We start from the raw sequence: 11516 nt of genomic DNA, 5'->3' as shown, positions 1-11516 counted from the left end.
CCTTCTGGCCCATCGATGAACACTCATCGACCGACCGGTCAGTGTCCGGGATGTCCTGTCACTGGAGTGTCAGGGATGTGCTGTCAGTTGAGACCCCGAATCGCCGCGCTGACACGCGTGCGTCTGTCAGAAGGCGTGCGGCTGTGCATCGGGGGCCATGCGGCGCTGGTTCGCGTCGTCAAAATCTGAACCACCACGCCGTGGTTTAGGGGCCCGTCGGCGGGCGACGCAGCATAGGGTATTGGCCGTGACCGAGAAGCCGAAAGATACATCCGACCCCGCGGCGGCCCGAAGTTCGGTGCCGTCCACGGCTGAGCAGTCGGCGGTGTCGACCACCGGTCGAGGCGTTAGTAGTCCGTTCGATTCGCCGACCGAGCAGTTTCCCAAGTTGACCAAGGACGTCCCGCGCACCGACGACGAACTCGGCCTGGATCCGCAGGTTCCGTCGGTCGGCGCGAGCGGCACCTCACCGGACGCGCCGCCCGCCTACGCCTACGCCAGCATCCCGCCTGCCGCGAACGCGCCGACCGACACCGGCAGGCTGCGCCGCCGCAACGGCGACAACCGCCGCGGCACACTGGATTTCGGCCTGTTCCTGCTGCGCCTGGTCGTCGGCGGCGTCTTCATCTACCACGGCCTGCAGAAGCTGACCGGCTGGTTCAACGGCCCCGGCCTCGACGGCACCCGCGACATGATGGACAGCGGCGGCTGGGACCATCCGACGCTGGCGGCCATCCTGGTCACCATCGGCGAACTCGGCGGCGGCGCACTCCTCGTCCTCGGCCTGGCCACCCCGTTCGCCGCGGGCGCGGTCCTCGCGGTCATCCTCGACGCCTGGGCGTGGAAGCAGGGCATGATCCCCGGCTTCCAATTCAAGGACGCGGTCCCCACCGGCGTCGAACTCGAAAGCATCCTGGCGGGCACCGCCGCCGTCATCATCCTCACCGGCCCCGGCCGCTGGGCCTTCGACCGCAACCGCGGCTGGGCCACCCGCCCCTTCATCGGCTCCTTCGTCATCCTGGTCCTGGCGATAGCCGCCGCCGTCGGCACCTACTGGTACCTGCACGGAGGCAACCCCTTCACCGGCATAGGGCCCTTCGACTAATTCCGCCACACCCCGAATCCCCGGCGCCCCTCGCACTTCCGAGGGGCGCCGTTCGTTTGTCCGCCGTGCCTACGGTGGTGGTGTCGAGTGGGCGCTCTGTTGTGTCGATTCGCCAGATATCTCGTTCACCGGTTGGGTTGGGGGAGAGCGCAATCCGGCGCCCCTCTGAGAGGAGCGCCGGATAGTGGTTGGAGAGGTAGCGATTACGGCACGTAACGCACTGCGCCCTTGTCTGCCGAGGTGGCCAGCGCGGCGTAGGCGCGCAGGGCGGTGGTGACGGTGCGTTCGCGGTTGACCGGTTGCCAAGGGCGTTCGGCCGCTTCCATTTTGGCGCGGCGCTCGGCGAGGACGGCGTCGTCGACGAGGACCTCGAGTGCGCGGGTGCTGACGTCGATGCGGATCTGGTCGCCGGTTTCGATCAGGCCGATGGTGCCGCCGCTGGCCGCCTCGGGGGAGATGTGGCCGATGGACAGGCCCGAGGTGCCGCCGGAGAAGCGGCCGTCGGTGATCAGCGCGCACTGCTTGCCGAGACCGGCGCCCTTCAGGAAGGCGGTGGGGTGCAACATCTCCTGCATGCCCGGACCGCCCGCAGGACCCTCATAGCGGACGACGAGCACATCGCCCGCCTTGATCTTCTTGCCGAGGATGGCCGAGACGGCTTCCTCCTGGGATTCCACCACGAGCGCGGGTCCCTGGAAGGTGAACAGCTCCTCGTCGATGCCCGCGGTCTTGAGCACCGCGCCGTCCGGAGCGATGTTGCCGCGCAACACAACCAGCCCGCCCTCGCGGGTGTACGCGTGCTCGAAGTCGCGGATGCACCCACCGGCGGCATCGGTGTCAAGCGAGGACCAGCGGTTCTCGGTGGAGAACGGCTCGACCGTGCGCACACCACCCGGCGCGGCATGGAACAGCTCGATCGCTTCGTCAGAAGCCTTACCGGAGCGGATATCCCAGGTGTCGAGCCACTCGTCGAAGCTGCGCGTGTGCACGGTGCTCACGTCGGTCTCCAGCAGGCCGGCGCGCCGCAGCTCACCGAGGATGGCGGGGATGCCACCGGCCCGGTGCACGTCTTCCATGTGGTAATCGGAGTTGGGCGACACCTTCGACAGGGTCGGCACCCGGCGGCTGGTCTCCTCGATGGTGTGCAGATCGAAGTCGACCTCACCCTCCCGCGCGGCCGCGAGGGTGTGCAGCACGGTGTTGGTGGAGCCGCCCATCGCTACGTCCAGGGCCATCGCGTTGCGGAAAGCCTTGGCGTTGGCGACATTCCGCGGCAGCACCGATGCGTCGTCCTCGCGGTACCAGCGGTTGGCGATGTCGACGACCACGGTGCCCGCCCGCTCGAACAGCGACCGCCGCGCGGCGTGGGTGGCCAGTGTGGAACCGTTGCCGGGCAACGCGAGTCCGAGCGCCTCGGTGAGGCAGTTCATCGAGTTCGCGGTGAACATGCCCGAGCACGAGCCGCAGGTCGGACAGGCGGACCGCTCGACCTCGCTCAAACCCTCTTCGGACACCGCCTGATTCGCGCTCGCGGAGATCGCGGTGATCAGATCGGTCGGCGCCTGCGCGACACCGCCGACAACAACGGCCTTACCGGCCTCCATCGGCCCGCCGGAGACGAACACCGTCGGAATGTTCAGCCGCATAGCGGCATTCAGCATGCCCGGGGTGATCTTGTCGCAGTTGGAGATGCACACCAGCGCGTCGGCGGTGTGCGCGTTCACCATGTATTCGACCGAGTCGGCGATGATTTCGCGCGACGGCAGCGAGTAGAGCATGCCGCCGTGACCCATCGCGATGCCGTCGTCGACGGCGATGGTGTGAAACTCTCGTGGTACGCCACCCGCGGCGCGCACCGCCTCGGCCACGATCTCGCCGACGTTCTTCAAGTGCACGTGGCCGGGCACGAACTGGGTGTAGGAGTTCGAGATGGCGACGATCGGCTTGCCGAAGTCGGAGTCGGTCATGCCGGTGGCGCGCCAGAGTGCGCGGGCGCCTGCGGCATTGCGGCCGACGGTGGTGGTGCGGGAACGAAGCGGTGGCATTGATGGTCCTCGATCTGGGTCGCGGGGGCTGGTGTGCGACTGCGCAGAGTTAGCTCGGCGGCCGCTCCACGGTACTCCCGCGTGGCTGTCGGCCTACCTGCCGGTCGGGGTGGCTCGTGGCCGTCGTCCCGAACCGTTCTCGGTGTCAGTCCGTGCTGGTGTCGTCGCGAATGGTGATCGTCGGCGCTGACGGTGTCGCCGGAGTTGCCGGGCCGTCGGGTTGCGGTGGGCGCATCGGAGATCGGTCCTCCCGACACGCTGACCACAACGCCGACAACATCCTACCGTCGGCAAATGTTCCTGATCGTGGCGCGCGTGCCGCCTGCGCTCGGTCAGGTGCCGGTGCCTACTTGCTGTCGTGCGTGTCGCCCTCGACGTTGCTGTCGTCGGCATTGTCGGGCTTGGTGTCGTCGGTGGTGACCGAGCTGTCGGCTTCGGTGACTTCCTCCGCGGCGTCCGCATCATCCGACTTCGGCGCGGCCGGCGGGACCGCATACGGATCCGGAATCCGCCCCTGCGAAGCGAGCGCGAGATCACGCACCCGGTCATAACTCACCGCAGGCAATTTCATCTCGGTGCCGTCGACCAGATCAGCCCGCACGTATCCACGTTTCGGGATACGCACCCCCTTCAGCTGAGACCAGTCCAGGTGCCGCGACCCGAACACGGTCCGCAGATCCAGCCCGTCCTCGGACACCGTCGTCTGCGTCCGCAGCACCCACACAGCCACCGCGACCGGGATCAGCAGCAACCACCACAGCCCGATCGGCCACCCGACGAACATGAAGAACACGCACATGAACAGGATGAACACGCCTAGGAAGGCCAGGCGTGGGATGCGGATCACAGTGGCGGCCGAGCCGCCACCCGTGTCCGATCCCTCGGGCGCGGTGTGGGACGATTTAGCCGGTGGCACGGACTGATGCGGTGATGACACACCACCATCCTCGCATCCTGGTGAAGGACCCAAGCAGCCGCACTATCCCACATAATGGGACCTGTTTGACTCTTCGGCTCACGCACACATACCGTCATGCGCGTGAATCGAAACGAGCTTCTCGTAATCGGCCGGCGCGTCCAGCGTTGAGCCTGACTATCTGAGTCGAATACGTCAGCTCGCGTTGCGACGCGCCACCCTCGAACAGCCATGCGCTGTCGGGGGCTTTTTTGTGTTCGGGTGAATATCCGCACGTGGCAAGTCGCAAGACACCGCATGTCAGATACAAATCCGGGGTCAGAACGACAAGCAGTTAGGAACGAAGACGGTGAGTGCACCAACCGCACGGCCCGGGCCATCGGCCCGCAGGCCAGCGCCCTCGGCCAACCAGCCGACAGCGCCCGCTGGCAGTTCGACGACGTCGGCCAACCGCCGCCAGCTCCCGCCCGAGCGGGTCACCGGCGCGCAGTCGGTCGTCCGCACGCTCGAGGAGCTCGGCGTCGACACCGTATTCGGCATTCCCGGTGGCGCGATTCTCCCGGTCTACGACCCGCTGTTCGACTCGACCAAGGTGCGCCACGTGCTGGTCCGGCACGAGCAGGGCGCGGGTCACGCCGCGACCGGCTATGCCCAGGCCACCGGCAAGGTCGGCGTCTGCATGGCGACCTCGGGTCCCGGCGCGACCAACCTGGTCACCCCGATCGCCGACGCGCAGATGGACTCGGTGCCGATCGTCGCGCTCACCGGCCAGGTCGGCCGCGGCCTGATCGGCACGGACGCCTTCCAAGAGGCCGACATCTCCGGCATCACCATGCCGATCACCAAGCACAACTTCCTCATCACCGAGGGCATCGACATCCCGCGCATCATCGCCGAGGCGTTCTACCTGGCCGCGAGCGGTCGCCCGGGCGCGGTGCTGGTGGACATCCCGAAGGACGTGCTGCAGATGCAGACGACCTTCAGCTGGCCGCCGGAGATGCGGCTGCCCGGCTACCGTCCGGTGACCAAGCCGCACGGCAAGCAGGTGCGCGAGGCCGCCCGGATGATCTTGGAAGCCAAGTCGCCGGTGCTCTACGTCGGCGGCGGCGTGATCAAGGCCGACGCCTCGCCCGAGCTGCTCGAGCTGGCCGAGATGACCGGCATCCCGGTGGTCACCACGCTGATGGCGCGCGGCGCGTTCCCGGACAGCCACCAGCTCAACATGGGCATGCCCGGCATGCACGGCACCGTGGGAGCCGTTGCGGCACTGCAGCGCTCGGATCTGCTGATCACCCTCGGCGCCCGCTTCGACGACCGGGTCACCGGCCAGCTCGACTCGTTCGCGCCGGACGCCAGGGTGATCCACGCCGACATCGACCCGGCCGAGATCGGCAAGAACCGGCACGCGGACGTGCCGATCGTCGGCGACTGCCGCGAGGTGATCGTCGAGCTGATCGAGACGCTGAAGGCCGATCCGGCGGCGCAGACGGCTTCGGGGCGCTCCGCCGCTCCCACCCCGCTGCTCGACCTCACCGAATGGTGGAAGTACCTCGACGGCATCCGCAAGAGCTACCCGCTCGGCTGGACCAAGCCGAGCGACGGCTCGCTCTCGCCCGAGTTCGTCATCGACGCGCTCGGCCGGCTGGCCGGACCCGACGCCATCTACTGTGCCGGCGTCGGCCAGCACCAGATGTGGGCCGCGCAGTTCATCAAGTACGAAAAGCCGCGCACCTGGCTGAATTCCGGCGGTCTCGGCACCATGGGCTACGCCGTCCCGGCCGCCATGGGCGCCAAGATGGGCGCGCCCGACAAAGAGGTGTGGGCGGTCGACGGTGACGGCTGCTTCCAGATGACCAACCAGGAGTTGGCCACCTGTGCCGTCGAGGGCGTGCCGATCAAGGTCGCGCTGATCAACAACGGCAACCTGGGCATGGTCCGCCAGTGGCAGACGCTGTTCTACCAGGAGCGCTACTCCAACACCGATCTCGGCACGCACACCCTGCGCATCCCCGACTTCGTGAAGCTCGCCGAGGCCCTCGGCTGCGTCGGCATCCGGGTCGAGCGCGAGGAGGACGTGGAGGACGCGATCCGGCAGGCGCAGTCCATCAACGACCGTCCCGTGGTGATCGACTTCATCGTCGGCAAGGACGCCCAGGTGTGGCCGATGGTCGCCGCGGGCACCAGCAACGACGAGATCATGGCCGCCCACGGCATCCGCCCGCTGTTCGACGACGACGAGCAGGCCGCCGAGCCCGCGGTCATCCACGAGGCGATGTCGCACGAGAAGAACAAGGTGAGCGAATGAGCACGACACACACGCTGAGCGTGCTTGTCGAGGACAAGCCTGGCGTGCTGGCGCGGGTCGCGGCGCTGTTCTCCCGGCGCGGCTTCAATATCGAGTCGCTCGCGGTCGGTGGCACCGAGCTGCCCGAGATCTCCCGGATGACCATCGTCGTCACCGTCGAGGACCTGCCGCTCGAGCAGGTCACCAAGCAGCTCAACAAGCTGATCAACGTCATCAAGATCGTCGAGCAGGACTCCGACACCTCGGTGGCCCGCGAACTGATCCTGGTGAAGGTCCGCGCCGATGCCAGCGTGCGGACCCAGGTGATCGAGGCGGTTACGCTCTTCCGGGCGAAAGTGATCGACGTCTCCCCGGACGCGCTCACCGTCGAGGCGACCGGAACCCGGTCCAAGCTCGACGCGCTGCTGCGCATGCTGGAACCGTACGGAATCCGGGAGATCGTGCAGTCCGGTGTCGTCGCGGTCGGCCGTGGGCCGAAGTCGATCACTGCGACTCGTTAAACACTTCTAACTAAACAACTTTCAGATCTAAGCAAAGTATCCAGAAGGGAACCAACCAAGTGGCAGTCGAGATGTTCTACGACGACGACGCCGACCTGTCGATCATCCAGGGCCGCAAGGTCGCGGTCATCGGCTACGGCAGCCAGGGCCACGCGCACTCGCTGAGCCTGCGCGACTCCGGTGTCGAGGTCCGGGTCGGCCTCGCGGAGGGTTCGAAGTCGCGGCCGAAGGCCGAAGAGGCGGGCCTGACCGTCGGCACCCCGGCCGAGGTTTCGGCGTGGGCCGACGTGATCATGGTGCTGGCCCCCGACACCGCGCAGGCGTCGATCTTCACCAACGACATCGAGCCCAACCTGAAGGACGGCGACGCGCTGTTCTTCGGCCACGGCCTCAACATCCACTTCGGCCTGATCAAGGCGCCGGAGTTCATCACCGTCGCGATGGTCGCTCCGAAGGGTCCCGGCCACCTGGTGCGTCGTCAGTTCGTCGACGGCAAGGGTGTGCCCGCGCTGATCGCCGTCGATCAGGACCCGAAGGGTGAGGGCCAGGCGCTCGCTCTGTCCTACGCGAAGGCGATCGGTGGCGCCCGCGCCGGCGTCATCAAGACCACCTTCAAGGAAGAGACCGAGACCGACCTGTTCGGCGAGCAGGCCGTGCTCTGTGGTGGCACCGAAGAGCTGGTCAAGACCGGTTTCGAGGTTATGGTCGAGGCCGGCTACGCGCCCGAGATGGCGTACTTCGAGGTGCTGCACGAGCTCAAGCTCATCGTCGACCTGATGTACGAGGGTGGCATCGCCCGGATGAACTACTCGGTCTCCGACACCGCCGAATTCGGTGGCTACCTGTCCGGCCCGCGGGTCATCGACAAGGACACCAAGAAGCGCATGCAGGACATCCTGAAGGACATCCAGGACGGCACCTTCGTCAAGCGCCTCGTCGCCAACGTCGAGGGCGGCAACAAGGAGCTCGAGGGTCTGCGCAAGGCCAACGCCGAGCACCCGATCGAGGTCACCGGCGCCAAGCTGCGCGGGCTGATGAGCTGGGTCGACCGGCCGATCACCGAAACCGCTTAATACAGCACAACAACGGCCCGGCACCTGGTGGTGCCGGGCCGTTTGCTGTTCGCGGGGTTGGTACGGTCTGCGCGGACACTTTTGCGGCAGTTACCGCCCATGTTGCGCCGAAAGTGTCCGTTCAGGACGGGTGGCGTCGGTAGCCTTCGCCCATGACGTCACTCGCTGCCGCCGAAGTCATCGCGTTCGCGCCGTCGACGGATCTGGAGCGGTCACGTCGGTTCTTCGGCGAGGTGCTCGGGCTGGAGATCGTCGAGGTGACACCGTTCGCGTGCGTGGTCCGCAACGGGGGGACCATGATTCGCGTCACCGCCGTGGAGAACCTTGTCCCGCAAGCGTTCACGGTGCTCGGCTGGAGCGTCGCCGACATCGCAGGTACTGTCGCTGAACTCGCTTCGCGCGGTGTGGAATTCGTCCGGTACGACGGAATGGACCAGGCCGACAACGGCGTATGGACCACGCCGGGCGGTGACAAGGTCGCATGGTTCACCGATCCGGATGGAAACGTGTTGTCCCTGACCGAATTCAGTGGCTGAACTGCCCGGTACGACCGGACGACTTATCGAGCCGAACGGCCCGGCCCCACTACGGTGCCGGGCCGAAGCGCGCTAGCTGCTGCCGAACAGTCCGTGCGGACGGTTCTGGCGGAACTGCCAGAACGGATCTTGGCCGCGGTCGGAGAACGGGCCATTGTTGCAGCGCCAGTCCTTGAACGGGCCGAAGTCGCAATTGGGATCGTGGCGCGGATGGTGATGCCGGACTTCGGTGACGCCCGGTACGCCCAGATGTGCGTCGGCCGATGCGGGAATGGCCAACGCGGTCAACGGAACCGCGACGATCGCGCCGGCGACGGCCACTCGGGCCAGCATGCGGCGCGAATTCGTGGACTTGGTTGTGGAGAACAACGTGGATCCTTTCACTCTGCGGTGAACTGCGCGTTCACCATCCCCCGCTGCGGTCTGCCCACGCGATCGCGCACCATGGCGCACCCCGCCGACAGGTCGGGACAACTGTGTCGCCGCTGCTTTGCGAGCGCCCCCGGCATACTCGGCACAGCACCGACTGCACGGTCTCACTCTCGCGCACTTCGCCCGAAAGGTCACGGGTGTTGGCCCGTCTACGGAAATTTTCAACCTGGGGAACTAGGGGTTAACCCTCAGTGCATGCCGATCGCGTTGTCGTGCCGCCGCTTTCCCAGACGCTCGGCGACGAGCGGTGCGCCGATGCCGTGCAGCACGACGCTGCCGACGACCACCACCAACGTCACGCCGATCACGAGGAACGCATCGTCGTCGTTGTGCAGTCCATTGAACGCGAGCAGCGCGAACACGATCGACGCGACACCGCGCGGCCCCAGCAGTCCGATCATGAGCCGCTCGCGCTGCGTGAACGGTGAGCCGAGCAACGACAGCCCGACCGGAATCAGGCGAACGACCGTCAACGCGAGCAGGCCGTACACGATGACCTGCCAGCTCAGCCAGGTGAACGTCGCGGCGGCGACGTTCCCGACCGCGAACCACATTGCCAGACCGGCGAACTCGGCCACATCCTCGGTCGATTGCAGTGGCTCGCCCGGCAATTCGCGGCGCAGCGTGCTGTAGGCGAGGCCCGCGAGGAAGGCGGCCACAAAGCCGTTACCGTCCAACCACACCGCGACGCTGTAGGTCAGCACGGGAATCGCAATCGTCCCGATGCGCACGGCCCGCGCGTCCGTCCACCGTTTGCGGGCGGCGAGCGACATGCAATATCCGGCCAGCGCGCCGATCGGCAGGCCGATGAGCACCGACTTCACCACCGCGGGCACCGCCTGCCCGAGCGCGTGCAGCGCTTGATCGGACTCCGCGCTCGCTTCCGCCGCGGCCAGGGCGAAGAGGAAGATCGGCGCGACGAGTCCGTCGTTGAAACCGCTCTCCACATTCAGCGCGTGCCGAACCCGTTCCGGCACACGCAGATCCCGCACGATCGCCTGCGCGGGCACCAGGTCGATCGGGACGACGATGCAGGCGATCAGCAGGATCACCGTCCACGAAACGCCCGGCAGCAGCGCGAATCCCAGCAGATAGGCGGCGGCGAGACTCAGCGGGAAGGCGATGAACAGCAGCCGGAAGATCCCGGTATGCCGGCGGCCGGACAGTCCTTCACGTACTTCGGTCGCGTCGGTGAAAAGGAACAGCGCCAAGATGAATTCGACGACCCGCTGCGCCGAATCGGTGTTGACCGCGGTCGTCAGCCAGTGATCGCTGCTCCAGCTCACCACCGCGCCGACCACCACCATGGCCAGCGGAGCGGTCACCTTCCAGCGGGCCATCGAGCGGGACAGACAGGACCAGATGAGGATGACCGTCATCGTGGCCGCGATCGCGATGAACATGGGTCTCCCGATTCGTCAGGGACGCAGGATGAGTCGGATCGGATCGCCCTCTTTACGGACGAGCCGGTCGACGACGGCGGGCGCGTCGGCCAGCGGGAACACCCCACTGATCGAACGCGAAAGGTCAAGGCGCCCACCGGCGGTCAGCCGAATCAGCTGCGGCACGTCGGTGGGGCCAGAGCCGTAGTGTCCGCGAATCTGCTGCTGGGTCACCACGAACGGCGCGCTGTATTTGATGGTCAAGGGCTCGTTGACGATGCCGACGAGCACAAGCCGTCCCTGGTGCCCGAGCACGCGTAGCGCCTGCTCGCGCACGGCGGGCACGCCGGCGAAGTCGAACGCGACATCGATGCCCGTGCCGCCGGTGGCCTGCTTGATCTTCTTTGCCAGCTCGGGATCGGCCGAATCGAGCGCCAGGTCGGCCCCGAACTCAACGGCCCGTGCCCGCGCGGCGGCATTCGGGTCGACCGCGATGATCGGATAGGCGCCGACGATCCGCAGCAACTGCACCGCATGCGCGCCCAGCCCGCCGATGCCCCACACCGCGACGGCCTGCGCGGGGCGGACGTCGCCGGTCGCGGTGATCGCGGCCCACGGTGTCGAGACCGCATCCGGGATGATCGCCGCCTGCTCGAACGGCAGGCTGTCCGGTATCCGGATCACGGACTCGGCTGTCGCGAGCGCGTATTCGGCCCACCCGCCGTCGTAGTCGACGCCGCGGGTGTAGACCACGCCTTTGCGTAGCTCGCCCGCTTGCAACGCGACCCGATCGGCCACGGCGAGCCCCGTGACATCCGGCCCCACCTCCGCGATCGTTCCCGCGACCTCGTGACCCAGGGTGACCGTGTCGCCCGCGAGTAGCTGCGGTTGCAGGCCGCCGTCGATGAGGTGCACGTCCGACAGGCACACTCCGGCGGCTTCGACCTTGACCAGGACCTCACCCGCGCCGGGCACCGGCTTGGGGACCTGCTCCATGGACAAGGTGAGCGAGGGGAGATGCAATCGGGCCGCAAGCATCGTTTCCATGCGAGTCCTCCGCGGATAGTCAAAGGCGAGGCTGACGACGCTATCAAACAAGATCAACGGGACATGGTGGCGGCGTTGTGCGAGGTGGATTCAAGTGGTGGATGCAACACTGCTGATCTGGAGTGTTGATGAGTCATTGGCCGTTGAAGTCTGTCATGCGTCGGTTCTGGGATCT

General features: G+C 66.9%; 10 protein-coding genes. 5 read left to right on the top strand and 5 right to left on the bottom strand.

All coding sequences use genetic code 11. From position 1 onward, the window contains the following. Positions 1–247: 247 nt before the first annotated feature. Positions 248–1105, top strand: a complete 858-nt coding sequence (locus ACFWF1_RS43895; RefSeq protein WP_379292208.1) for a DoxX family protein — start codon at positions 248–250, stop codon at positions 1103–1105. A 203-nt stretch (positions 1106–1308) separates the two neighbouring features. Here ACFWF1_RS43895 and ilvD read toward each other — a convergent pair whose 3' ends face one another. Both ilvD and ACFWF1_RS43885 read right to left on the bottom strand, forming a co-directional pair. Next, the gene (ilvD, locus tag ACFWF1_RS43890; RefSeq protein WP_379292209.1) at positions 1309–3150 is read right to left on the bottom strand and encodes a dihydroxy-acid dehydratase; all 1842 of its coding nucleotides are present in this window, start codon (positions 3148–3150) and stop codon (positions 1309–1311) included. 346 nt (positions 3151–3496) lie between these two features. Beyond that, positions 3497–4087, bottom strand: a complete 591-nt coding sequence (locus tag ACFWF1_RS43885) for a PH domain-containing protein (RefSeq protein ID WP_379292210.1) — start codon at positions 4085–4087, stop codon at positions 3497–3499. Positions 4088–4415: 328 nt separating this feature from the next. On the opposite strand from ACFWF1_RS43885, the gene ACFWF1_RS43880 reads away from it, so the two are divergent. The 4 genes from ACFWF1_RS43880 (at position 4416) to ACFWF1_RS43865 (ending at position 8480) form a co-directional block, all read left to right on the top strand. Further along, entirely contained in the window at positions 4416–6371 is a 1956-nt protein-coding gene (locus ACFWF1_RS43880; RefSeq protein WP_379292211.1) for an acetolactate synthase large subunit, read from the top strand. After that, positions 6368–6871: an acetolactate synthase small subunit gene (ilvN, locus tag ACFWF1_RS43875; RefSeq protein ID WP_357378084.1), complete on the top strand. Its 504-nt coding sequence runs from the start codon at positions 6368–6370 to the stop codon at positions 6869–6871. The genes ACFWF1_RS43880 and ilvN overlap by 4 nt, the downstream gene beginning before the upstream one ends. A 71-nt stretch (positions 6872–6942) precedes the next feature. Beyond that, positions 6943–7944 carry a ketol-acid reductoisomerase gene (ilvC, locus tag ACFWF1_RS43870; RefSeq protein ID WP_191094228.1) on the top strand — a complete coding sequence of 334 codons (1002 nt, stop codon included), beginning with the start codon at positions 6943–6945 and terminating at the stop codon, positions 7942–7944. Positions 7945–8096: 152 nt separating this feature from the next. Further along, on the top strand, positions 8097–8480 hold the full coding sequence (locus ACFWF1_RS43865) for a VOC family protein (protein WP_379292212.1): 384 nt from the start codon (positions 8097–8099) through the stop codon (positions 8478–8480). Between the two features lie 72 nt (positions 8481–8552). On the opposite strand, the gene ACFWF1_RS43860 is transcribed toward ACFWF1_RS43865, so the two are convergent. From ACFWF1_RS43860 to ACFWF1_RS43850, 3 genes are all read right to left on the bottom strand, one after another. Next, positions 8553–8849 carry a hypothetical protein gene (locus ACFWF1_RS43860; RefSeq protein WP_379292213.1) on the bottom strand — a complete coding sequence of 99 codons (297 nt, stop codon included), beginning with the start codon at positions 8847–8849 and terminating at the stop codon, positions 8553–8555. A gap of 251 nt (positions 8850–9100) precedes the next feature. Continuing rightward, positions 9101–10315: a cation:proton antiporter gene (locus tag ACFWF1_RS43855; protein ID WP_379292214.1), complete on the bottom strand. Its 1215-nt coding sequence runs from the start codon at positions 10313–10315 to the stop codon at positions 9101–9103. Positions 10316–10330: 15 nt separating this feature from the next. After that, positions 10331–11341 (bottom strand): zinc-binding dehydrogenase, encoded by a 1011-nt coding sequence (locus ACFWF1_RS43850; protein WP_379292215.1) that lies wholly within the window; start codon positions 11339–11341, stop codon positions 10331–10333. Positions 11342–11516 lie beyond the last annotated feature (175 nt).

The sequence above is a fragment of the Nocardia sp. NPDC060255 genome (genome assembly GCF_042727395.1).
In the GTDB taxonomy this organism is placed as follows: Bacteria; Actinomycetota; Actinomycetes; order Mycobacteriales; family Mycobacteriaceae; genus Nocardia.
This window is presented reverse-complemented; position numbering and strand designations above follow the sequence as displayed.

Coding starts and splice junctions, on each gene's coding strand:
- ACFWF1_RS43850 (WP_379292215.1), bottom strand. CDS start 11,341: ATGGAAACGATGCTTGCGGCCCGATTGCATCTCCCCTCGCTCACCTTG.
- ilvC (WP_191094228.1), top strand. CDS start 6,943: ATGTTCTACGACGACGACGCCGACCTGTCGATCATCCAGGGCCGCAAG.
- ACFWF1_RS43865 (WP_379292212.1), top strand. CDS start 8,097: ATGACGTCACTCGCTGCCGCCGAAGTCATCGCGTTCGCGCCGTCGACG.
- ACFWF1_RS43855 (WP_379292214.1), bottom strand. CDS start 10,315: ATGTTCATCGCGATCGCGGCCACGATGACGGTCATCCTCATCTGGTCC.
- ilvN (WP_357378084.1), top strand. CDS start 6,368: ATGAGCACGACACACACGCTGAGCGTGCTTGTCGAGGACAAGCCTGGC.
- ilvD (WP_379292209.1), bottom strand. CDS start 3,150: ATGCCACCGCTTCGTTCCCGCACCACCACCGTCGGCCGCAATGCCGCA.